Here is a 22,156-nt window from a genome sequence, read left to right on the forward strand (position 1 = left end):
GGCACAAGACAACGTGTCATTATACGGGGCCGCTCGCGCGCGGTTCCTGCGGCAGATCAGCCAGCGCGTCGAGCAGCCGGTCCACCTGGGCCTCTTCGTGCGCCGCGGACAAGGTGATGCGCAGCCGCGCCTGGCCAGCGGGCACGGTCGGCGGGCGGATCGCGACGACCAGCAGGCCGCGCCGTTCCAGCGCCTGCGCAGCCTGCAAGGCCGCCCGGGCGTCGCCCAGCCGCAACGGCTGGATCGCGCTCGCCGAGTCCATCAGCGGCAGGCCGAGCTGCGCGGCGCCGGCGCGGAAACGGGCGATCAGCGCGGCAAGCTTGTGGCGCCGCCAGGTTTCGCTCTGTGCCAGCCGCACTGCTTCCAGCGCGGCTCCGGCCAGCGCCGGCGGCATCGCGGTGGTGTAGATGTACGGCCGCGCGAACTGGATCAGCCCCTCGATCAGCGCCGCCGGGCCGGCCACGAACGCGCCGCTGCAGCCGAGTGCCTTGCCCAGCGTGGCCATCAGCAGCGGCACCTCGTGCTGGTCCAGCTTCGCCGCGCTGAGGCTGCCGGCGCCGTCGTCGCCGAGCACGCCCAGGCCGTGCGCGTCGTCGACCATCAGGGTGGCGTGCTCGCGGGCGCACTGCTGCGCCAGCGCGCGCAGCGGTGCGACGTCGCCGTCCATGCTGAACACGCCGTCGGTGGCCAGCAGCGCGGCCGCTTCGGGGCTGGCCGCCAGCTGGCGCGCGGCGGCGGCCACGTCGGCATGCGGATAGCGCTTCAGTTCCGCGCCGCTGAGCTTCGCGCCATCGAGCAGGCAGGCATGGTTGAGCTTGTCCTGCACGCACACGTCGCCGCGCGAGAGCAGCGCCTGCAGCACGCCGAGGTTGGCCATGTAGCCGGTGGAGAACAGCAGCGCGCGCTCGCGCCCGGTCCATGCGGCCAGCGCTTCTTCCAGTTGCGCGTGCGTGCGGCGGTGGCCGCAGATCAGATGTGCCGAGGTGCTGCCGACGCCTTGTTCGCCCGCCGCGCGGGCGAGCGCGGCAACCAGTGACGGGTGCTGCGCCAGGCCGAGGTAATCGTTGCTGCAGAACGAGAGCAGGCGCCGGCCGCCACTGTTCAGCCACGGGCCGTCGGCGTGCTCGATCACGTGCAGGCGGCGGCGCAGATTGGCGCGTTCGCGTTCGGCCGTCTGGACGGCCAGTCGCTGGAGGAGGTCGGGGCGGGGCATGGCTCAGTGCACTGCGCAGGGCGAGGAGCACCCCCTCCCGACCTCGCCCTGCGATGCAGGGGGAGGAGGCAAACGTGTGCCGCACGCCTTGCTCCCTCCCCTGCTTGCCCCAAAGGGACTTCCTGCGGCCGCAGGGGAGGGCCGGGGTGGGGCGCTGCTATGCCGCCGCACTGCAGCCGCAGCCGTGCCCGCAGCTGGCGTTTTCGCCGATGTCCGCATGCACGGTCTCCGCATTCTCGACCACCTCCATCGGATGCAGGTCGAGCCGGCGGAACAGCGCGCGGTCGGCCTCCACGTCGGGGTTGCCGGTGGTCAGCAGTTTCTCGCCGTAGAAGATCGAGCCGGCGCCGGCGAAGAAGCACAGTGCCTGCACCGCATCGTCCATCTGCTGGCGGCCGGCGGACAGGCGCACGATCGACAGCGGCATCAGGATGCGCGCCACCGCGATCGTGCGCACGAACTCGAACGGGTCCAGCGGTTCGGCGTTGGCCAGCGGCGTGCCCGGCACCGGCACCAGCTGGTTGATCGGCACCGAGTGCGGGTGCTCGGGCAGGTTGGCCAGTGCCTGCAGCAGGCCGGCGCGCTGCTCGCGCGTCTCGCCCATGCCGACGATGCCGCCGCAGCAGGTTTTCAGGCCGGCGTCGCGTACCTGTTCCAGCGTGGTGAGGCGATCCTGGTATTCGCGAGTGTGGATGATCTCGCCGTAGAACTCCGGCGCGGTGTCGAGGTTGTGGTTGTAGTAGTCGAGGCCGGCGTCCTTGAGCTGCTGCGCGTGGCCGTCGCCGAGCAGGCCCAGGGTGGCGCAGGTTTCCAGGCCCAGGTCCTTCACCGCGCGCACGATCGCGGCGACCTTGGGGATGTCGCGGTCCTTCGGCCCGCGCCACGCCGCGCCCATGCAGAAGCGGCTGGCGCCGGCGTCGCGGGCGGCCCTGGCGCGCGCCAGCACCTCGTCGACCTCAAGCAGTTTTTGCGGCAGCACGCCGGTGTCGTAACGCTGCGCCTGCGGGCAGTACGCGCAGTCCTCGGGACAACCGCCGGTCTTGATCGACAGCAGGGTCGACACCTGCACCGCGTTCGGATCGTGGTGTTCGCGATGCACGCCGTGCGCGCGATGCAGCAGGTCGTTGAACGGCAGCGCGAACAGCGCGGCGACCTCGTCGCGGCTCCAGTCGTGGCGGATGGCAGCGGGCATGGCGGGCTCCTGGGTCAGAGGCCGCGCAGTGTGGGCGGCGTACGCCGCTTCGTCAACCTTGGTAACTGTGTTTCAGGTTGACAAAGCGGCGGGTGCCCGCGTTGCTACTTGCTGCCGTCGCGCACGGCCTTCACCTGCTCCGCGGTCACCGGCTTGGCCTGGTTGCCCCAGGAGGTGCGCTCGTGGTTGGCGATGTCGGCGATGTCCGCGTCGTTGAGGGTGGCGGCGAACGGCGGCATCGCGCTGGGGTAGCTGACGCCGTCGATGGCCACGCCCTGCAGGCCGTGCAGCATCACGTCCAGATGCTTGGTGGGGTCGGCATCCAGCACCGCCGGGTTGCCCTTGAGCGGCGGGAACGCACCGGGCAGGCCCAGCCCCGTGGGCTGGTGGCAGGCGGCGCAGTAGGTCGCGTAGAGCTGCGCGCCGTGCGCGGGATCGAACGTGTACGGGCCGGTGGCGGCCGGTGGCGGCGCGGCGTTCGCATCTACCGGTGCCTTGGTGATCTGCGGCTTGGCAAGCGCCTCGCCTGGCGTGGCGATCTCCAGGATGCCCTGCGCGCCGAGCACGGCGTGCGCCATCGAGTGATCTACGAACGGATAGTGGCCCGCCTCGTCCAGGGTGAGGTCGAACACCGCGCCCTCGCCCGGCCCCACCGAGTAGGTGGAGACACCGTCGATGGCCTGCGCCGGATTGCCGCCGGGATAGACCTTGTCGAAGATCGCGCCGATCACGTGGAACGCGCTCCACAGGTTCGGACCGGCGTTCACCACATACAGGCGAACCAGGTCGCCCGGTTTGGCGGTCAGTGGATGCTGTGCGTACTGGAACGCGGCGCCGTTGAACACGACTTCATCCGGGCGGATCTGCTGCATCTTCTCGTAGCTGCCCGCCATCAGCGTGCCGGAGACCTGCTGGGTGTACCACTCGCCCTGCACCAGCACGTAGCTCTCGGCCGCCGGCGGCAGCGGCTCGGCCGGGTCGACGATGATCGCGCCGTACATGCCGTTGCCGATGTGCAGCAGCACCGGCGGCGTGCCGCAGTGGTAGAGGAAGGCGCCGGGCACCTTGGCCACGAACGAGAACTTGATCGACTCGCCCGGCATGATGTCCACGTAGTGCAGGCTCGGCGGCGTGATCGCCGAGTGGAAGTCGATCGAGTGCTGCATGGTGCCGCGGTTGGTGAGGGTGACGTTCACCGTCTGCCCCTGGCGCACGTGGATCACCGGGCCGGGCACGGTCTTGCCGAAGGTCCAGGCCTGGTACTGCACGCCGCTGGCGATCTCCACGGTGTCGTCGCTGGAGGTGATGTTCACCTCCACGCTGTCGCCCGGTTGCAGCGGCGGCAGGCGCGCGTCGCGGGCCTGCTTGATCGGCTGGTTGGAGGCCAGCGACAGCGGCGTCACCGCGGCGGCGGCGGCGGCGGGGCTGGCGCTGCGCACGTTCAATGCGCTGTGCAGGCCGGCCAGCAGCAGCGCCACCAGCAGCAACACGCCGGCCAGCGCCGGTCCCTGCACGCGCCACGACACCGGCCGCACCTGTTCCAGCGGAACCCGCGTGTTCCATTCGGAGAACCGCCGCCAGCGCGGCCAGCGGCTCTCGATCAGGTAGTCCAGGCTGTACGGGCTGGGGCCGGCGCGCAGGTTGATCACGATCAACGCGGCAAAGATCAGCACGAAGCTGATCGCCGCGCCGATGTTGTTGGCGCCCACCGAATACGGCCCGCCGAAACCCTCGGCCGTGCTCCAGATCAGCAGGCTGAACAGGATGCCGACGACGTAGGTGATCTTGCGCGCGAAACCCAGCAGCAGGGCCAGCGCCAGCAGCGTCTCGGCGATCCGCGTGGCCCACACGAACAAGCCCGCGTGCGGCGTGACCACCGCGATCCACATGTCGAACCACCACGCCGACCACGCCGGCTGGCCGGTGGCGGCATTGTGCAAGTAGCCGACGTAGTGGTCGGCGAAGCCGTCGGTCCAGGTCAGCGCGGCGCTCACCGCCCAGATCACGCCGAAGGCCACCCGCAGCGCGGTGCCGGCGATCGCGGGCCAGGTCGATGGAGCAGGGTGGTCGTCGTGGATCGAGCTCATGCGAATCTCCAGGTTTTCGATGGGCGAAGTGCAGGCGTGGCAGGGCGCGCCACGGTTGGTGATCGAGTGTAGACCGCAGGTGCACTGCGCGCGACCCGCGGTTGCCGCTACCATCGGTCGAGGCGGGGACGGGGGAGACCATGCACAAGACCAGTCTGCTGCAATCCTGGCCAGCGCTGCAGCGATGGCTGCTGCCGCTGCGCTGTCTGTTGTGCGGCGCGCCGGGCCACGGCGGCATGGACCTGTGCGCGGATTGCGCCGCCGAGATGCCGCGCAACCGCAATTGCTGCGCACGCTGCGCCTTGCCGCTGGCGACCGCGGCGACGTTGTGCGGCGAATGCCAGCAGCACGCGCCGCCATGGGACGCGGCATGGGCGCCGTTCCGCTACGGCTGGCCGCTGGACCGGCTGGAATCGCGCTTCAAGTTCGGCCGCGACCTCGCCGCCGGCCGCGTGTTGTCCGGCCTGTGGCAGAACGAGCCACGGGTGATCGAGCGGCCTTCGCTGCTGATTACCGTACCGCTGCATCGCAGCCGGCTGCGCCAGCGCGGCTACAACCAGGCGCTGGAGCTGGCCCGGCCGCTGGCGCGTGCGCTGGGGGTGCCGCTGCGCCACGACGTGCTGCAGCGCTCGCGGCGCACCGAGGCGCAAACCGAACTGGACGCGGTCGACCGTCGCCGCAACGTGCGCGACGCGTTCGCGCTGTGTCCCGGGCTGGCGCCGCCTGCGCACGTGGCGATCCTCGACGACGTGATGACCACCGGCGCCACGCTGGCCGAATGCGCCGGCGTGCTCAAGCGCGTCGGCGTGCCGCGGGTGGATGTCTGGGCGCTGGCGCGCGCGCCCTTGAGGCGGGAGTGAGTGGAGAGGAGTGAGAAGTGGGAGAAAGCATCGTCTCGCCACGCTCACTTCTCACTCCTCTCCACTCACTCCTCGCTATTTCACCGCCAGCGCCAACACGATGCCCACCCACAAGGTCAGGCCCAGCCAGTTGTTGTGGCGAAAGGCGGCCAGGCAGGCGTCGCGCCCGCGCTTGCGGATCAGCCACAGCTGGTAGCCGAACAGGCCGACGACGGCGAGCAGGGCCAGCCAGTACGGCCAGCCCAGGCCGGCACGCTGGCCGACGAACAGCAGGGCCAGCAGCAGGGTACCCATCAGCATGCCGAGGATCGGCACATCGGCATCGCCGAACAGGATCGCTGTGGATTTCACGCCGACCTTGAGGTCGTCGTCGCGGTCGACCATCGCGTACTCGGTGTCGTAGATCACCGACCACAGGATGTTGCCGAGGAACAGCAGCCAGCCCAGCGGCGGCACCGTGTGCGTCACTGCGGCGAACGCCATCGGGATCGACCAGCCGAACGCCGCGCCCAGCACCACCTGCGGCAGGTAGGTCCAGCGCTTGGTGAACGGGTAGATCGCCGCCAGCACGGCACCGGCGAAGGCCAGCTTGATCGTCAGCGCATCGGTGAACAGCACCAGCACGAAGGCGACTGCCAGCAGCACGGCGAACACCACCAGCGCCTCGCGCGGCGTCACCCGCCCGGCGGCGATCGGTCGCCCGGCCGTGCGCGCCACCTGCGGGTCGAGCTTGCGGTCGGCGTAGTCGTTGATCGCGCAGCCGGCCGCGCGCATCGCGAACACGCCCAGGGTGAAGATGATCAGCGGCTTCCACGGCGGGAAATCGCCGGCGGCCAGCCACAGCGCCCACCAGGTCGGCCACAGCAGCAGCAACGCGCCGATCGGCCGATCCATGCGGGTCAGCACCAGGTAGTCGCGTGCCTTTTCGCGGTGGCGTGCCGGCAGTTTCCGCAGCAGCCAGTCGAGCACGCGGGTGGCGCGGGTGGAGCTGTCCGCGGGGCGCGAGACGGCGGGCCTGGCGGCGGTCTTGGTTGCCGCCGGTCGCGCGCGCGGTCGCGCGACCGGCGCGGGTGCGCCGGTCTTGCGGGGCTTGCGTTTGCGCGGAGGCGTGGCCATCGCCCGGAAGTTTAGCGTGCGTCGCGCGGGCGCAGCGCCAAGCCCGTCACTTGGCGGACGGCTCCGGCGCGGGCGAGCGTTCGAAGCTGCCGGCGAAGCCGGGGAACACCACCGGGCTTTCGTAGCCGTCGGCCGAGACGGCCGACACCCCGAAGAACCAGTCGTCGATCACCACGTCGGCCAGCACGGCCTGGTCGACATCGCCGACCGCGCGCACGTACTGCCATTGCGACGCGGTGGTGTCGCGCCAGTGCACGCGGTAACCGGCGGCGCCGGGCACCTTGTGCCAGCTCACCGTGGTGTCGGTGGCCAGCGCGCCCTTGATCTCGACCTGCGTCGGCGGCGCCGGCGCGCGGCTCAGGCTGGCCATGGTGATGGCGTTGAGCGCGGTGACCCGTGCCAGGTAGCGGAAGTCGACGCCGTCGATGCTGTCGCCGTAATCGATGCCGCCTTCCTTGCGCAGGTCCTGGTGCTGGCGGGTGTAGTTCTCGTGCGCCTCGCTGACCCGCACGGCCGGATAGCCGGCCTGCAGGAACGGCACCTGGTCGCCGCCGCGGCCGAAGCGGTCGGTGCGGTAGATCATGCGCACGTCGAAATCGGGCAGGTACTGATCGGCAAGGCGGTCGATGTAGCGCGCCAGGTTGCGGGAGGGCGAATCCACCTCGCCGCCGTGGTAGCGGCGGTAGTCGGCCTGAGCCTGGCTTTCGTTGGTCTTGGTGCCCTCGGAGAACACCCGCACGGTGGTGTTGCCGATCACGCCGTTCTGGCCGTGGCTGTTGCCGACGATGTCGTTGTTGAGCTCGGCCTCCACCTTCCAGTCGTGCGCCACCGCGTAGTCGGCCAGCACCTTGCCGCCGTACAGGCCCTGCTCCTCGCCGGACAGCGCGGCGAACACCAGGGTGGCGCGGTTGTCCTGCCTGGACAGCAGCCGCGCGGCCTCGATCAGCGCCGCCACGCCGGAGGCGTCGTCGTTGGCGCCGGGGGCGTCGCTGGTGGTGTCCATCACGTCGGTGACGCGCGAGTCGAGGTGGCCGGTGATCACGATGACGCGCTGCGGGTCCGTGCTGCCGCGCTTGATCGCCACCACGTCCATCACCTCGGTCGGCGTGGGTGCGCGCTTGCCGGTGAACATCTGCGAGGGCGTGACGACCTCGATGCAGCCGCCGCAGTCCTTCGAGATCGCCTCGAAGCGCGACTTCACCCAGCGTCTCGCGGCACCGATGCCGCGGGTGTCGGACTTGGTGTCGGACAGGGTGTGGCGGGTGCCGAAGCCGACCAGGCGGGTGATCGTCATGCGCAGTTCGACCTGGCTCGGGGCATCGGCCAGCGCGTGCAGCGACGGTTGTTCGCGCGGTACCGCGGGCAGGCTGGTTGCCGCGACAGCGGGTACGCAGGCAAGCGCGAGCAGGGCACACGGCAGGATCAGGCGGCGCATCGGCGGGTTCCTCGGCGGGGAAAACTCCGACCATACAACCTCTGCGCCGATGCGCGCCGCAAAAAAAAGGCCCGTCCGTTGCCGGGCGGGCCCGAAGCGTCATCCGGTGCTTCCGTTGTGCGCTGCGCGTCCCTGCGCAACGGGTTGCCGTTGACCGCTTACGGCGTGTAGCTGCCGGTCAGCGTGACGCCGCTGTAGCTGCGGTAGGCGCGCACCATGATGTAGTAGGTGCCCGGGGTCGGTGCCGACGCAGTGCAGCTCTCGCTGTTGCCCGAAATGTAGGGGCGGCAGTCGTAGCTGCTGGTAGTCGGCGTGGAACCGAGCTTGACGTACAGGTCGGCGTCGCCGGTGCCGCCGGCGATCTTGATGTTGAGGTTGCTGGCCCCGCTCGGCACCACCATCGTGTAGTACACGGCGTTGCCCGTGCTCGCGCTCAGGCCGGATACCGGCACGCCGTTCTGCAGCACGTTGCCGCCACCGCCACCGCCGCTGCCGGTGCTCCAGGTCGCCTTGACGCTGACGCCCGAGAACGCCTGGTAGCCATTCAACATCACGTAGTAGGTGCCCGCTTGCGGCGAGGCCACGGTGCAGCTCTCGTTGTTGCCGGTGAGATACGGCCGGCAGTCGTAGCTGGACAGGGTCGGGGCGGAACCGAACTTCGTGTACAGGTCCGCGTCGCCGGTGCCGCCGGACTCGGAGATCACCAGGTTGCTGGCGCCGGCCGGGATCACCACGGTGTAGAACAGCTGGGCACCCTGGGCGCCGGACTGGCCGGTGAGCGCCACGCCGTTCTGCAACTGGTTGCCGCCACCGCCGCTGGAGCTGACCGTCACCGATTGCGTCTTGGTGTTGGTCGCGCCGTCGTTGTCGGTCACCGTCAGCGACACGCTGTAGGTGCCGGCCGCCGCATAGGTGTGGCTGGGGTTGGTCGCGGTGGAGGTGGCGCCGTCGCCGAAGTTCCACGAGCGCGAGGCGATCGAGCCGTCGCTGTCGGTGGAGCTGTCGGTGAAGTTCACGGTCAGGCCGCTGATCGAATCGCTGAAGTTGGCGACCGGCGGCACGTTGGCCGGCGGCGAACTGCCGCCGATGTCGCTGGCCGCGCCGCTGATGATCAGTTCGCCGCGACCGGTGGCCAGGTCATAGCCGGCGCTCGCCGTCTCGCCGCCGTTGTTGCCCGAGGTGATGTCGTGGAAGTCGGACGCGGGCAGCTGGTACAGCAGCGGTGCGGCAAAGCCGACGCCGGAACCCTTGATCGCGATGATCCGCGCCCACGCGCCGGCAAACAGCGGTGCCGACAGGCTGGTGCCGCCGTACTGCTGGGTGGCGCCGCTGACGATGATCTTCGCGCCCGAGTTCGGGTCGGCATCGTAGGCGATGTCCGGCAGGCCGCGCGTGCTGCCCGGGGCCACGCCGTTCTGCCAGCTCGGCTGCGGCTCGAAGGTGCTGGAGCTGCCGCCGCCGCTGGTCCACACGGTGGCGCTGTTCCAGGTGGTGGTCGATGCGTTCAGCGTGGTGCCGCCCACCGCCACCACGTATTGCGAGGCGGCCGGCCAGCTCGGCGTGACGCCGCCGTCGCCGCACTCGTCCGCGCCGGAGTCGCCGGTGGAGATCGAGAAGGTCTGCCCCTGCGCCACGGCCTGCTGGAAGATCTGGTCCTGCGCCGCGGCCGAGCCGTCGCTCTGCGCGCTGGTTTCGCACTCACCCAGCGAGACGTTGATGATCTTGGTCGCGTTGGCGTTGACGATGGTGTTGAAGTCCGCCGTCAGGTTGCTGTTGGACAGCGTGGGGATGTTGTAGAAGATCAGGCTGCCGACATGGCCGCCGGCCATGCCGACGATGTCCTGGCTGTCCAGGCTCCACTCGCCCAGGCCGCTGGTGTCGCTGCTGGTGCCGTTGGTGTTGACCGTCTGCGTGGTCACCGTCGGCAGGCCGTTCTGCGAGGTGAACGTGTTGAGGTCGGTAATCGTCTGGGTGATCTTGCCCTGGGTGACGATGCCCACCGGCACGCCGGCCGCCGTGGTCACGCCGCTGCCGCCGTAGATCGAGGCAAACTCGACCGGGTTGTGGCCGGTCACTGCCTGCGTGGTGTAACCCGATTGCATCGGCTTGGCGAAGGTGTGCGCCTGGTGCACGCTCTGCAAGCCGATCACCGACAGCACCACGTCCTGCAGCGAGGCAGGGATGTGCACGTCGTCGTTGTGCATGTACGCCATGCGGCCATCCTTGGTGCGCACCTGGGCAAACGTGGTCTTGAACGCGGCGCCGGCGGTATCGGCGCGGCCATCGGCCGACACCAGCATCCGGTTTGGCGAGATCTGCACGTTGGTGAAGCCGGCTGCGCGCAGCCAGGCCGCCACTCTGTTCGCCTGCGTGGCGGTGGGCGAATAGCTGGTGACGAACTGCGGCGTCGTCATCGAGCGCTGCACCATCGACAGCGGCGAGCTCTTGGCGGTGGCGATGAAGCTGTGCAGCTGGGCCGGGTTGCGCAGTTTCAGCGCCACCTCGATGTGCATCGGCTGTGCGCTGGACAGCGGGCCGCTGACCACGTCGCCCTGACGCAGCACGGTGGCGTGCTGGTTCAGCGCGACGAAAGTGGTGCCGCTGGTGATGCTGGCTGGCGTGGCGCCCAGCGCACCGGCTGCCGCGAAACTGATCGCGGCGGCCAGCAACTTGAGACGATGATGACTTGGCATGGTGACTCCCGAAGTTTTTTGAGGCAAAGCGCTGCCCTGAGACTGCCCGCGCCTCATTGGTTGATTTGCCGCGCGTGCACGGCATCCGTGATTTTTTGAAGCGGACCGACGATCCCGTACCCGCTTCGGTCGGCCCTCCCCTGGTGAGTCCTTGAGGGCCAGCTGCGGGCATGTCGCATGCCATTGACTGCAGGCCATGCGTCATTGCATGGCTGCTTGACAGGATCATTCGCCAAACTCCCCGTTGGCGAACCGCACGACGGTATGGCGCTGCGATTAATCCGGTCAATAGGACTTTTTCCGGCTCGCAGTGATTTTCGTCACAACGGTTCGAGCGTCATCGGGCGGTCCCGGATGGCGTAATTATTTGCGGTATGTTGCGCTGCGTCCGCTTGCTCGGGAGCCCGGCTGAAACGGCGCCATGAAAGGCATGGGCGGCAGCGCTGGTGATGAAGGATTCCATCAGGCAAGGTCTCCCTTCCTGGATTATTCAGCGATTTCACGTGGCCCGCGAACATAATCGCATTGTCGAATGAAATTACGTTTTCCGCAGCGCCGCGCGGCGAAAGAACTTGCCGAATGGAGTGTTGCCCGGAAGTGCGCCCTGCGACCCCGAACAGCATGCCGCGGTCAGTTTCGATTCAGACTGCACCGGCGGGTCGGCATGCGTCGTTTGGTGACGCGTGCGACCATGGCCGGATGTCTATCCCCGCAACGCCCCGACTCGCCGTCATCGGCGGTGGCCCCGCCGGCCTGATGGCGGCGGAGACCGCGCGCGCCGCGGGCGTCGAGGTGGACCTGTACGACGCGATGGGCTCGGTCGGGCGCAAGTTTCTCCTGGCCGGCAAGGGCGGCCTCAACCTCACCCACGGCGAGGCGCCGGATCGGTTCGTGGCCCGCTATGGCGCGCGCCAGGCGGAGGTCGGCCGCTGGCTGGCCGTGTTCGATGCGCCGGCATTGCGCGCGTGGGCGGCCGAGCTTGGCGTGGAGACCTTCGTCGGCAGTTCCGGTCGCGTGTTTCCGCAGGATCTGAAGGCGGCGCCGCTGCTGCGTCGCTGGGTTCGCCGCGTGCGCGACGCGGGCGTGGGTTTCCACATGCATCATCGCTGGCTCGGCTGGCAGGCGGATGGCGCGCTGCGTTTCGCCACGCCGCAAGGTGAGCGGATGATCCACGCCGGCGCGACGATCCTCGCGCTCGGTGGCGCCAGCTGGCCGCAACTGGGCTCCGACGGCGGCTGGGTGGCACCGCTGCAACGCGCCGGCATCGACATCGCGCCGCTGCAGAGCGCGAACTGCGGTTTCGAGCTCGACTGGAGCGACCACCTGTGCAGTCGCTTCGCCGGCGCTCCGCTGAAACCGGTGGTGGCGCACTGGGTGGACCGCGACGGCACGGCCCGTTCGCGTCAGGGCGAATTCGTGCTCAGCGAATACGGCATCGAGGGCAGCCTGGTCTACGCGATCGGCGCCGAGCTGCGCGAGCAGATCGCCGCGCGCGGCGAGGCCGGCTTGATGCTGGACCTGGTGCCGGGCTACGCGCAGGCGGTGCTGGCCGAACGCCTCGCCGCACCGCGCGGCAAGCACAGCATCGGCGACTGGCTGCGCCGCCGCGCCGGGCTGGACGCGGCGAAGTGCGCGCTGGTGTTCGAGCTTGCCGACAAGGCCACGCTGGCCGATCCGCTCGCGCTGGCCGCGCAGCTGAAGGCCTTGCCGTTGCGGTTGCGCGGGCCGCGGCCGATCGCCGAGGCGATCAGCACCGCCGGCGGCGTGCGGCTCGAAGCGCTCGATGCCGGCCTGATGCTGCGCGCCCGCCCGGGCACGTTCTGCGCCGGCGAAATGCTGGACTGGGAGGCACCCACCGGCGGCTATCTGCTCACCGCCTGCTTCGCCGGCGGCCTGCTCGCCGGCCGCGCTGCCGCGCGCTGGCTGGGCCGCTGAGATCCCGCCGGCTCAACGCGCGGGCTGTATCACCAACTCGATCTCGAACAGCTTCGGCCAGTGCTTGCCGGTGACGAACAGGCGCTTGCCGCGTGCGTCCCAGGCGATGCCGTTGAGTACGTCGTTCATCGGCACCGGCAAGCTGTTCACGTCGAACAGGCCGGTCAGGTCGATCCAGCCGACGACATGGCCGCTGGCCGGATCGATGCGCGCGATGCGGTTGGTCAGCCAGATGTTGGCGTAGATCTCGCCGTCCACCCATTCCAGCTCATTGAGGTTGGTCACCGGCGCGCCGTCGGCGGTGACGGTGATGCTGCCCACGCGGGCCAGCGTGGCCGGGTCGAGGATGCGCAGCACCGACGACCCGTCGCTCATGTAGATGCGGCGCTCGTCGCGGGTCAGCGCCCAGCCTTCGCCGGGATAGCTGAAGCTGCGGCGCAGCTTGAAGTCGTCCAGGCCGTAGACGAAACCGGTCCCGGCCTGCCAGGTAAGCTGGATCAGCTCGCCGTTCCACGCGACGATGCCTTCGCCGAAATACTGCGCGGGCAAGTCCAGTCGCTGCAGCACCTTGCCGGTTTCCAGCTGCACCTTGCGCACGCTTGAGGCACCTTTCTCGCCGGTGCTCTCGTACAGAAAGCCGTCCTTGTAGAACAGCCCCTCGGTGTAGGCCGAGGTGTCGTGCGGATAGGCACGCACCACGCGGTAGCCATAGGTCGGGATCGCCGCACCGCAGGCGGTAGTGGCAAGCAGCAGGGCAAGCAGGGTGAGCAGGCGTCGCATGCGGGCCTCCGTGGGGTCAGTTCAGCGCGCGCACGCGGAAGTTGCGGCCCTTGATCTTGCCGGCGCGCAGGCGCTCCAGCGCCTTGTTGGCCAGCGCGCGGCTGATCGCCACGTAGGCGCGGGTGGCGAACACGTCGATCTTGCCGATGTCCCCGGCGATGAGGCCCGCGTCGCCGGTGAGCGCGCCCAGGATGTCGCCGGGGCGCAGCTTGTCCTGGCGGCCGGCGTCGATCACCAGGGTCTTCATCGGCGCCAGGTGCAGGGCCTTGCCGCGTGGCGGCGCGATCTTCAGCGGGCGCCACGGCAGCGGCGTCCCGTTCAGCGCCTCGATGTTCGCCGCCTTCGGCCGCTCGCGCGGCGTGCACAAGGTGATCGCCAGGCCCGATTCGCCCGCGCGGCCGGTGCGACCGATGCGATGGGTATGGGTTTCCGGGTCGTGCGCGACGTCGTAGCTGACCACCAGCGGCAGCGCCACGATGTCCAGCCCGCGCGCAGCCACGTCGGTGGCCACCAGCACGGCGCAGCTGTGGTTGGCGAAGCGCACCAGCACCTCGTCGCGGTCGCGCTGTTCCATGTCGCCGTGCAGGGCCAGCGCGGAGTAGCCGCGGCGGTCGAGTTCCTGCGCCACCGCGTCGACGTCGCGGCGCATGTTGCAGAACACCAGTGCCTGCCCGCCCCGCTCGCCCGCCAGCAACTGCGCCAGCGCATCGGGCTTCTGCGCCGGCTCCACTTCGTGGAAGCGCTGCTCGATCGCGGGCCTCGCGTCGGCTGGCGCATCCACCGTCACTTCAACCGGATCGTTCTGCACGCGCTGGCTCACCGCGCGGATCTCGCCCGGGTACGTGGCCGAAAACAGCAGGGTCTGATGGTGTTTCGCGATGCGCGAGATGATGTCGTCGATCGCCTCGGCAAAACCCATGTCGAGCATGCGGTCGGCCTCGTCCAGCACCAGCACCTTGATGCCGCCGCCGTGCAGGCTCTGCCGCTTCAGGTGTTCCTGCACGCGGCCAGGCGTGCCCACCACGATGTGCGGGTCGTGCGTCAGCGAGGCGAGTTGCGGACCCAGCGGCATGCCGCCGCACAGGGTCAGCAGCTTCACGTTGGGGATGTTCGCGGCCAGCTTGCGGATCGCCTTGCTGACCTGGTCGGCCAGTTCGCGGGTGGGGCAGAGCACCAGCGCCTGCAGCCGGATCGTGTCCACGTCCAGTGCCTGCAGCAGGCTCAAGCCGAATGCCGCCGTCTTGCCGCTGCCGGTCTGCGCCTGCGCGATCACGTCGCAACCTTCGAGCATCGGCGGCAGGCTCTGCGCCTGCACCGGGGTCATGTCGGTGTAGCCAAGCGCGTCGACGCTGGCGAGCAGGGCGGGTTTGAGCGGGAGGGTGCTGAAGGCGGTCATGGGCGCATGATCGCATCTTGGGCGGGGGGTTCGCTGGGCGTGTGCCGTGGGGCACGCCGCCCGGGCTTGCATCCGCAAGCCGCGTACCCGACCCTGTACGGCCCCGCCACAGCAGTCACCGCCATGGATACCGTGTTCATCGAAGACCTGCGCATCGACGCCGTCATCGGCATCTACGACTGGGAGCGCCGCGTGCGGCAGACGCTGTCGTTCGACATCGAGATGGCTTTCGACAACACGGTGCCCGCGGCCAGCGACGACATTGCCCTGACGCTCAACTACAAGGACGTGTCCAAGCGGCTGATCGGTTACGTCGGCGCATCGAGCTTCGGCCTGGTCGAGACGCTGGCCGAGCGCTGCGCGGCGATCATCCGCGAGGAGTTCGGCGTGCGTTGGGTGCGCTTGAAACTGTCCAAGCCCGGTGCGGTGCGCGGCGCGAAGGCGGTGGGTGTGTGCATCGAGCGCGGCACGCGGTCGCCATAGCGCCTGCGTCGAAAGGCCCGCCGGGGTTGTTGCGGTGCCGCCTGGCCGCCATGCTTGTCAGGATTGGCCACGTGCCTTCCGCGGTCCATGCCGCCCCGTCCTGCCCGCTGACCATGGCGCGGGCTCCGAGCCGACAGGAACGAATTGATGCAGACCTTGCAGAACTTTCTCGACCTTCCCTGGATGCGCACCGCGCTGGGCGTCATCGCGCTGCTGGCGCTGGCCTGGCTTGCCGGTCAACTGGCGCAGCGACTGCTGCTGCGCGTGGTGCGCGGCATCGCCCGGCGCACGACCTGGAAATGGGATGACGCCCTGTTCCGGCGCCACACCTTCCAGTGGCTGGCGCGGATGGTGCCGGCACTGGCGATCCAGTACGGCATCATGCTGGTGCCGGGCGTATCGCCTCGTATCGAGGTGCTGGTCGGCAACCTGATGACGGCGTTGCTGGTGTTCTTCGTGGTGATGGCGATCAGTGCCGCGCTGTCGGCGCTGGAGGATCTCTACCGGGAGACCCCGCGCGGGCAGCAGCGATCGATCAAGGGCCTGGTGCAACTGGTGAAGCTCGGCCTGTTCGTCGTTGCCGGATTGATCATCATCGCGGCGGTCACCGGCAAGCACATTGGCCTGCTGCTGTCCGGGCTGGGCGCGATGTCGGCGGTGCTGATGCTGATCTTCAAGGACACCATCCTGGGCTTCGTGGCCGGCGTGCAGTTGTCGTCGAACGACATGCTGCGGGTCGGCGACTGGATCGAGATGCCGCAGCTCAATGCCGATGGCGACGTGATCGACATAGCGCTGCACACGGTCAAGGTGCGCAACTGGGACAAGACCATCACCAGCATCCCCAGCTGGCGCCTGATCAGCGACTCGTACAAGAACTGGCGCGGCATGCAGGAGACGGGCGGGCGGCGGATCAAGCGTGCGCTTTATATCGATGCGGCCAGCGTGCGCTTTCTCGATGCGGACACGCTGGGGCGGCTGGCCGAGTTGCGCCTGCTGGCCGACTACCTGCCCTCCAGGCAGCAGGAAGTGGCGCGGTGGAACGCAGCACTCGGCGAGGCCGGCGAAGTGGCCGGCAATCGTCGCCGGCTCACCAACCTGGGCACCTTCCGCGCCTATGCGCAGGCCTACCTCGACACTCATCCGGAAATCCACCACGGGCTGTTCTGCCTGGTGCGCCAGCTCGCCAGCGGCCCGCAGGGCATTCCGCTGGAGCTGTATTGCTTCACCGCCAGCGTGGCCTGGGCGGACTACGAGAACACCCAGAGCGATATCTTCGACCACCTGTTTGCGCTCCTGCCCGAGTTCGGCCTGGCGCTGTACCAGCAGCCGTCGGGGCAGGACGTGCGCGCCGCGCTGGCGTACCGGCAGGAACAGTCGCTACGCCTGGCGGCGGGTGGTTGAGACGATGGTGCGTGTCTACCTGAGTCTGGGGTCCAACCTCGAACCGCGGAAACATCTCGTCGCGGCCATCGACGCCTTGCGCGAACGCTTCGGCGAAATCACGGTGTCGCCGGCGTACCGCAGCGCGTCGGTGGGTTTCGAGGGCGCCGAGTTCGTGAACCTCGCGGTGGCGCTGGATACCGACCTGACCCCGCAGGCGCTGAACGACTGGCTGCACGCGCTGGAAGATCGCCACGGCCGGCGCCGCGACGTGCCGCGCTATTCGGACCGCACGCTGGACATCGACATCGTGTTCTACGACGCGCTGGTCATCGACGGCCCCGGCCATCTGCAGATTCCGCGCAACGAGTTGCGGCACGCCTTCGTGCTGCGTCCGATCACCGATATCGCACCGGATTTTCGCCACCCGGTCAGCGGCTTGAGCATGGCCGAGTTGTGGGCGGCGTTTCCGCGACAGCGCGAACCCTTGCAGATGGAATCGCTGGCGGATTGAACAGGTACACTGCAGCGCACGCGGTGTGGGTGCTGGCGGGGCGCATCACCGGCGCAGGGCGGGCACGGCCCGCCGGCTTTTTTCCCGGTGACGGCAACAGCGGCGGACGGTGCGTGCCCTGCAAGACAAGTCGGATCCAGACACGAAGGGGAAACAATCATGGCCGGAAAATTCGCGCGCAGCTGGGCGTTGATGAAGGCGAGCGCGGCGGTGCTGCGCTCGGACAAGTCGCTGCTGGTATTCCCGCTGCTGTCGGGGTTGTGCACGCTGCTGGTGGCGGCCAGTTTCCTGGTGCCGGTCGCGGTCATGGCGATCGGCGGCGAGCATGCGGGGCAGGAGATCCAGGAGCGCCTGTCGGTGGGTGCCTACCTGCTGATGTTCGCGTTCTACCTGGTGCAGTACTTCGTGATCATCTTCTTCCAGACCGCGCTGACCGGCGTGGCGCTGATGCATCTGCGCGGCGAGCCGACCAGCGTGGGAGCGGGCTTCGCGCTGGCGCGCGCCAGGTTGCCGCAGATCCTCGGCTATGCCTTGATCGCCGCCACCGTCGGCCTGCTCCTGCGCATGGTGCAGGAGCGCCTGGGCCTGATCGGCCGCTTCGTGGTCGGCCTGATCGGCCTGGCCTGGACGGTGGCCACCTTCCTGGTGGTGCCGGTGCTGGCGAGCAGGGACATCGGCCCGATCGACGCGGTCAAGCACAGCGTGGAACTGCTCAAGCGCAGCTGGGGCGAGAACCTGATCGGCCAAGGCGGCATCGGCGTGGTGTTCGGCCTGCTGATGTTGGTGGCGGTGCTGGTCGGCGCGCTGCTGGTCGGCGGCGCCATCGCCATGCATTCGATCGTGGCGGCGGTGGCGGCAGTGGTGATTGTGGTGCTCGGCTTCATCCTGCTCGGGCTGATCCAGTCCGCGCTGCAGGGCATCTACGCGGCCGCGCTCTATCGCTATGCCGAGGCGGGCGAGGCCAGCGCGGGCTTCGACCAGGCCCTGTTGCAGCAGGCCTTCGCGCCGAAGAAGAAATGACGCTGCCGATTCACTCCGCCGGCACCTCGCAGAAGCCCGCTCGCGGGCGATGCTTTTGATCGGGATTCGGGATTCCAGGGTCGGAAAAGTATCGCCCGCGGTTCCTACACCGACAGCGTGCGCCCGCCGTCCACCCGGATGATCTGGCCGGTGACGAACGGCGCGTCGCGCAGCAGCCACAGCACGGTGCCGGCCACGTCGTCGGGCGTGCCGGCGCGCTGCAGGGGCGTGCGCGCGAGCATCGCCTGCTGGTCGGCGTAGGGCTTGCCGTCGCTGGGCCACATCACCGCGCCTGGGGCCACGCCGTTGACCCGCACCGCGGGCGCGAGGTCGAGCGCCAGCGAGCGGGTCATTGCCGCCAGTGCAGCCTTGGCCATGCAGTACAGCGGGTGGTCGGCGAGCGGGCGTTCGGCATAGATGTCGACCAGGTTGACGATGCTGCCGTGCGCGTCGCGCAGCGCCGGCAGCGCGGCCTGGCTCAGGAAGAACGGCGCCTGCGCATTGGAGGCGAACAGCGTGTTCCACTGCGCCGGCGTGACGCTGCCCATCGGCGTCGGAAAGAACGCGGAGGCGTTGTTGACCAGCGCGTCGAGTCGGCCGTAATGCGCCACGACGCTCTCGACGGATGCCGGGAGCGCGGCCAGGTCGGCGAGGTCGGCCTGCACCAGCAGCACGCTGTCGGCGCGTGATGTCCGCAGCTCGTCGGCCAGCGCGTGTGCCTCGTCCGCCGAATGGCGATAGTGCAGCGCCAGGTCGTAGCCGGCCGTGTGCAGGGTGCGCGCGATCACCGCGCCGACGCGGCGCGCGGCGCCGGTGATCAGCGCGACGGGGCGATCAGGGCGTGGCGTCATCGCGGGCATCCGGCAGCAGGTTGGGGACCAGCTTGCCGCAAAGCGGCGCGGGCGTCATCCGCGCGGCGATTTGCGCGACAGCGTGGCGGCATCGTCGCGCGGGTCTTCATCGTCGCGCGCATCCCCGTCGAGCTGCTCCATCACGATGTCGCTTTCGAACAGCGCGATCGCGGTGCCGGCCACCTGCCGGGTGTCGTAGTACGCGTAGGCGCCCACGCCGAGCGCGCCGATCGCCGGCAGCCAGCGCGAGGCGCCCTTGCCCAGCGTGCGCCGGGTCAGCTTGATGCCGATCTGCCGGGCGATGCGCTCGATCACGCCGTGCGACATGCGCCGGAACACCAGTCGATCGCCCATGCGCACCACCAGGTCGCGGAATGCCTGCGCCGCGGTGTGGCGGAACAGGCACCACAGCATCTGTTCGCGCCCCAGCGTGGCGTGGCGACCGTAGGCGGCGGCGATGTCGCTGACCATCTGCGCCTGGATCTTCCAGATCGCGATCAGTTCCGGCAGCAGGGTCAGCCAGCCCAGCGGCCCCGGCGGCAAGGCCAGCGAGCCGGCGGTGACTGCGGCGCGTCGGGCGGCGCGGTCGGCCAGCCGGCGGGCCTCGGTGGCTGGTTGCGGACTGTTGCCGACGGTGCTGTCGGGCACCTCGCTGACGAAATCCAGGATCGCGCCGGTGATCCGGCCGTGGGCGGTCGGCACGACGACGGCGGGTACCTGCTTGCCGGGTGGGGTCATGCGTGGCTCCGATGGCGGACGCCGGACGCGCCCCGCGCCTTCGCAGTCTAGAGGTCGCGCGTGAAGCGCGGGCCAACCGTGCTGTGACCGGCGTGACTTTCGGCCCGGGCGCCTCTTCTGCAGATACAGGAATGTTATAACATTACAAAAACTCCCCACCTCCGGTCTTCGATGAAAGCCTCCCCGATTGCCCTGGCCCTCGCTGCCGCCCTGCTGGCGAGCGGTATCCACGCCGCCGAGCCCACCCCGACCAGCACCGGCGCGCCGGTCGCCGACGACGCCACCGTGGCCGCCGAAGGCAGCGGCGGCCAGCCCCCGCTGCCGGTGCGGGAACTGGGTGAAGTGTCGGTTTCCGCCGCGCTGGACCAGGCGCGCAATGCGCTGTCGCCGGATACCGGCTCCAGCCAGTACGTGATCGACCACAAGGCCATCGTGCAACTGCCGCTGGGCGCGTCCACGCCGATGAGCCAGGTGCTGCTGCAGGCGCCGGGCGTGGTGCAGGATTCCTACGGCGGCCTGCACGTGCGCGGCGACCATGCGAACCTGCAGTACCGCATCAACGGCGTGATCATCCCCGAGTCGATCGGCGGCTTCGGCCAGAGCCTCGACGCGCACATGATCGACACCGTGACGCTGCTCGATGGCGCGCTGCCGGCGCAGTACGGACTGCGCACCGCGGCGGTGGTCGACATCACCACCCGCAACGGCCACGACCTGGGCAACGGCGGCAGCGTCGGCATCACCGGCGGCAGCAACGCCACGCTGAACCCGAACGCGTCGGTGTGGGGCAGCAAGGATCGCTGGAGCTGGTTTTTCACCGGCAACTACCTGGAGAGCGACGCCGGGATCGAGAACCCCACGTCGAGCAGGAAGCCGATCCACGACCACACCGATCAGGTGAAGGGCTTCGGCGACGTCAGCTATCTGATCGACAACGACACCCGCCTGAGCTTGCTGTTCGGCGTCGCCAACAACCGCTACCAGATTCCCAACAACCCGGGGCAGATACCGGCCTTCGGCTATCTCGACACGGTCGATTTCAATTCCGCCGACCTCGACCAGCGCCAGCGCGAGACCACCCGTTTCGGCGTGCTGGCACTGCAGGGCAGGCTGGGTGCGACCGACTACCAGCTGTCGCTGGGCCAGCGTTACAGCCGCCTCGCCTACACGCCGGACCGGATCGGCGAGCTGATGTTCAACGGCGTCGCCTCCAATGTCACCCGCAGCAACCGCGCCAGTACCTTGCAGGCGGATTTCTCCACGCCGCTGGGTGGGCGCCATACCCTGCGCTACGGCATCTGGGGCAGCTTCGAGCGTGCCGTCAGCGGCAACGATGCCTGGGTGTTCCCGGCCAATGCCGATGGCGAACAGGCCAGCACCACGCCGATCAACATTCTCGACAACAGCCGCCTCACCGCGAAAACCTGGTCGGCCTATGTGCAGGACGAATGGAGCCTCGCCGAGAACTGGACGCTGAACGTCGGCCTGCGCGGCGACCGCTACCAACTGGTGCGCAGCGAGAGCCAGCTGAGCCCGCGCCTGGGCCTGGTCTGGCAGGCCAGCGACGGCACCACCGTGCACGCCGGCTACTCGCGCTACTTCACCCCGCCGGCGACCGAGATGATCGCGAGCTTCAACATCGCGAAGTTCGACGGCACCACCAACGCGGTGGCGGACAGCGGCAACAACACGCCGCTGGCCGAGCGTTCGGACTATTTCGACGTGGGCGTCCAGCAACGCCTCGGCGATGCCTGGACGCTGGGCGTGGATGCGTATTACCGCAAGGTGCGGCGCCTGCAGGACGAGGGCCAGTTCGGCTCCGCGCTGGTCTACTCCACCTTCAACTACGCCGAAGGACGGGTGAAGGGCGTGGAGTTCACCGCCAACTACGAGCAGGGGCCGCTGTCGGCATACTTCAATGCGTCGCTCGGCAAGGCCATCGGCAAACGCATCATCAGCAGCCAGTACAACTTCGCGCCGGACGACCTGGCCTGGGTCAACCAGCATTGGATCTTCCTCGACCACGACCAGAAACTCACCTCGTCCGGCGGCGTCAGCTACGCGCTGGATGACGCCACCCGCCTCGGTGCCAACTACCTGTACGGCAGCGGCCTGCGCAAGGACGGCGCGGTGCCGAACGGCGCCTCGTTGCCGGCATACTTCCAGCTCAACCTCAACGTCACGCATGATTTCATGATCGACGACTTCGGCCCGTTGCATGTGCAGCTGGCGCTGATCAACGCGCTGGATCGCACCTACGAGCTGCGCGACGGCAGCGGCATCGGTGTCGGCGCACCGCAGTTCGGCCCGCGCCGCGGCGTGTACCTGAATCTGCAGAAGGATTTCTGAGGGGCGGGGAACAGGGAATGGGGAACAGTGAATCGGAACGGCAAAAGCGGAGGCGGGCTGGCGGTTGCAGACCATCCGTTATGCTTGCCGCGTTTTCATCACCGGCAAGAC

At 69.0% G+C, this 22,156-nt stretch carries 17 protein-coding genes; 7 read left to right on the plus strand and 10 right to left on the minus strand.

Annotation, left to right across the window (positions count from 1 at the left end):
- Positions 1-19: 19 nt before the first annotated feature.
- From bioF to ACVCL9_RS15070, 3 genes are all read right to left on the minus strand, one after another.
- Entirely contained in the window at positions 20-1,213 is a 1,194-nt protein-coding gene (gene bioF / locus ACVCL9_RS15060) for an 8-amino-7-oxononanoate synthase (protein ID WP_447097511.1), read from the minus strand.
- A 157-nt stretch (positions 1,214-1,370) separates the two neighbouring features.
- Positions 1,371-2,405, minus strand: a complete 1,035-nt coding sequence (gene bioB / locus ACVCL9_RS15065; protein ID WP_447097510.1) for a biotin synthase BioB — start codon at positions 2,403-2,405, stop codon at positions 1,371-1,373.
- A gap of 104 nt (positions 2,406-2,509) precedes the next feature.
- A complete protein-coding gene (locus ACVCL9_RS15070; RefSeq protein WP_447097509.1) occupies positions 2,510-4,492 on the minus strand; it encodes a multicopper oxidase domain-containing protein in 1,983 nt (660 codons plus the stop codon).
- A 140-nt stretch (positions 4,493-4,632) separates the two neighbouring features.
- Between ACVCL9_RS15070 and ACVCL9_RS15075 the strand changes: the two genes are divergently transcribed.
- Positions 4,633-5,352 carry a ComF family protein gene (locus ACVCL9_RS15075; RefSeq protein ID WP_447097508.1) on the plus strand — a complete coding sequence of 240 codons (720 nt, stop codon included), beginning with the start codon at positions 4,633-4,635 and terminating at the stop codon, positions 5,350-5,352.
- Between the two features lie 75 nt (positions 5,353-5,427).
- Here the strand turns inward: ACVCL9_RS15075 and ubiA are convergent, their stop codons facing one another.
- From ubiA to ACVCL9_RS15090, 3 genes are all read right to left on the minus strand, one after another.
- Entirely contained in the window at positions 5,428-6,321 is an 894-nt protein-coding gene (ubiA, locus tag ACVCL9_RS15080; protein ID WP_447099496.1) for a 4-hydroxybenzoate octaprenyltransferase, read from the minus strand.
- 193 nt (positions 6,322-6,514) lie between these two features.
- Positions 6,515-7,903 (minus strand): M28 family metallopeptidase, encoded by a 1,389-nt coding sequence (locus ACVCL9_RS15085; RefSeq protein ID WP_447097507.1) that lies wholly within the window; start codon positions 7,901-7,903, stop codon positions 6,515-6,517.
- Between the two features lie 158 nt (positions 7,904-8,061).
- Positions 8,062-10,596 carry a pre-peptidase C-terminal domain-containing protein gene (locus tag ACVCL9_RS15090; protein WP_447097506.1) on the minus strand — a complete coding sequence of 845 codons (2,535 nt, stop codon included), beginning with the start codon at positions 10,594-10,596 and terminating at the stop codon, positions 8,062-8,064.
- A gap of 699 nt (positions 10,597-11,295) precedes the next feature.
- Between ACVCL9_RS15090 and ACVCL9_RS15095 the strand changes: the two genes are divergently transcribed.
- Positions 11,296-12,531 (plus strand): TIGR03862 family flavoprotein, encoded by a 1,236-nt coding sequence (locus ACVCL9_RS15095; protein WP_447097505.1) that lies wholly within the window; start codon positions 11,296-11,298, stop codon positions 12,529-12,531.
- A 12-nt stretch (positions 12,532-12,543) separates the two neighbouring features.
- Here ACVCL9_RS15095 and ACVCL9_RS15100 read toward each other — a convergent pair whose 3' ends face one another.
- On the minus strand, positions 12,544-13,311 hold the full coding sequence (locus tag ACVCL9_RS15100) for a glutaminyl-peptide cyclotransferase (RefSeq protein WP_447097504.1): 768 nt from the start codon (positions 13,309-13,311) through the stop codon (positions 12,544-12,546).
- Between the two features lie 16 nt (positions 13,312-13,327).
- Positions 13,328-14,707: an ATP-dependent RNA helicase DbpA gene (gene dbpA / locus ACVCL9_RS15105; protein WP_447097503.1), complete on the minus strand. Its 1,380-nt coding sequence runs from the start codon at positions 14,705-14,707 to the stop codon at positions 13,328-13,330.
- A 123-nt stretch (positions 14,708-14,830) separates the two neighbouring features.
- On the opposite strand from dbpA, the gene folB reads away from it, so the two are divergent.
- The 4 genes from folB to ACVCL9_RS15125 all read left to right on the plus strand — a co-directional run bounded on the left by folB (position 14,831) and on the right by ACVCL9_RS15125 (position 18,107).
- Complete coding sequence (gene folB, locus ACVCL9_RS15110) at positions 14,831-15,190, plus strand: dihydroneopterin aldolase (protein ID WP_395121318.1); 360 nt, start codon at positions 14,831-14,833, stop codon at positions 15,188-15,190.
- 147 nt (positions 15,191-15,337) lie between these two features.
- Entirely contained in the window at positions 15,338-16,594 is a 1,257-nt protein-coding gene (locus tag ACVCL9_RS15115) for a mechanosensitive ion channel family protein (protein ID WP_447099587.1), read from the plus strand.
- A gap of 4 nt (positions 16,595-16,598) precedes the next feature.
- Complete coding sequence (gene folK / locus ACVCL9_RS15120) at positions 16,599-17,087, plus strand: 2-amino-4-hydroxy-6-hydroxymethyldihydropteridine diphosphokinase (RefSeq protein WP_447097502.1); 489 nt, start codon at positions 16,599-16,601, stop codon at positions 17,085-17,087.
- A gap of 159 nt (positions 17,088-17,246) precedes the next feature.
- Positions 17,247-18,107 carry a DUF6159 family protein gene (locus tag ACVCL9_RS15125; protein WP_447097501.1) on the plus strand — a complete coding sequence of 287 codons (861 nt, stop codon included), beginning with the start codon at positions 17,247-17,249 and terminating at the stop codon, positions 18,105-18,107.
- A 104-nt stretch (positions 18,108-18,211) separates the two neighbouring features.
- Here ACVCL9_RS15125 and ACVCL9_RS15130 read toward each other — a convergent pair whose 3' ends face one another.
- Together ACVCL9_RS15130 and ACVCL9_RS15135 are read right to left on the minus strand one after the other, a co-directional pair.
- On the minus strand, positions 18,212-18,958 hold the full coding sequence (locus ACVCL9_RS15130) for a pteridine reductase (protein WP_447097500.1): 747 nt from the start codon (positions 18,956-18,958) through the stop codon (positions 18,212-18,214).
- Between the two features lie 54 nt (positions 18,959-19,012).
- The gene (locus ACVCL9_RS15135; protein ID WP_395121029.1) at positions 19,013-19,696 is read right to left on the minus strand and encodes a hypothetical protein; all 684 of its coding nucleotides are present in this window, start codon (positions 19,694-19,696) and stop codon (positions 19,013-19,015) included.
- 171 nt (positions 19,697-19,867) lie between these two features.
- On the opposite strand from ACVCL9_RS15135, the gene ACVCL9_RS15140 reads away from it, so the two are divergent.
- Entirely contained in the window at positions 19,868-22,045 is a 2,178-nt protein-coding gene (locus tag ACVCL9_RS15140; RefSeq protein WP_447097499.1) for a TonB-dependent receptor, read from the plus strand.
- The last annotated feature ends 111 nt before the right edge of the window (positions 22,046-22,156 follow it).

Source organism: Rhodanobacter sp. UC4438_H5 (assembly GCF_052978405.1).

Excerpts from the sequence above, each read along its gene's own strand:
- ACVCL9_RS15140 (WP_447097499.1), top strand. The coding sequence starts at position 19,868 with ATGAAAGCCTCCCCGATTGCCCTGGCCCTCGCTGCCGCCCTGCTGGCG.
- ACVCL9_RS15090 (WP_447097506.1), bottom strand. The coding sequence starts at position 10,596 with ATGCCAAGTCATCATCGTCTCAAGTTGCTGGCCGCCGCGATCAGTTTC.
- ACVCL9_RS15070 (WP_447097509.1), bottom strand. The coding sequence starts at position 4,492 with ATGAGCTCGATCCACGACGACCACCCTGCTCCATCGACCTGGCCCGCG.
- ACVCL9_RS15130 (WP_447097500.1), bottom strand. The coding sequence starts at position 18,958 with ATGACGCCACGCCCTGATCGCCCCGTCGCGCTGATCACCGGCGCCGCG.
- ACVCL9_RS15125 (WP_447097501.1), top strand. The coding sequence starts at position 17,247 with ATGGCCGGAAAATTCGCGCGCAGCTGGGCGTTGATGAAGGCGAGCGCG.
- ACVCL9_RS15115 (WP_447099587.1), top strand. The coding sequence starts at position 15,338 with ATGCAGACCTTGCAGAACTTTCTCGACCTTCCCTGGATGCGCACCGCG.
- ACVCL9_RS15075 (WP_447097508.1), top strand. The coding sequence starts at position 4,633 with ATGCACAAGACCAGTCTGCTGCAATCCTGGCCAGCGCTGCAGCGATGG.
- bioF (WP_447097511.1), bottom strand. The coding sequence starts at position 1,213 with ATGCCCCGCCCCGACCTCCTCCAGCGACTGGCCGTCCAGACGGCCGAA.
- ACVCL9_RS15095 (WP_447097505.1), top strand. The coding sequence starts at position 11,296 with ATGTCTATCCCCGCAACGCCCCGACTCGCCGTCATCGGCGGTGGCCCC.
- dbpA (WP_447097503.1), bottom strand. The coding sequence starts at position 14,707 with ATGACCGCCTTCAGCACCCTCCCGCTCAAACCCGCCCTGCTCGCCAGC.
- ACVCL9_RS15135 (WP_395121029.1), bottom strand. The coding sequence starts at position 19,696 with ATGACCCCACCCGGCAAGCAGGTACCCGCCGTCGTCGTGCCGACCGCC.
- bioB (WP_447097510.1), bottom strand. The coding sequence starts at position 2,405 with ATGCCCGCTGCCATCCGCCACGACTGGAGCCGCGACGAGGTCGCCGCG.
- ACVCL9_RS15085 (WP_447097507.1), bottom strand. The coding sequence starts at position 7,903 with ATGCGCCGCCTGATCCTGCCGTGTGCCCTGCTCGCGCTTGCCTGCGTA.
- folK (WP_447097502.1), top strand. The coding sequence starts at position 16,599 with ATGGTGCGTGTCTACCTGAGTCTGGGGTCCAACCTCGAACCGCGGAAA.
- folB (WP_395121318.1), top strand. The coding sequence starts at position 14,831 with ATGGATACCGTGTTCATCGAAGACCTGCGCATCGACGCCGTCATCGGC.
- ACVCL9_RS15100 (WP_447097504.1), bottom strand. The coding sequence starts at position 13,311 with ATGCGACGCCTGCTCACCCTGCTTGCCCTGCTGCTTGCCACTACCGCC.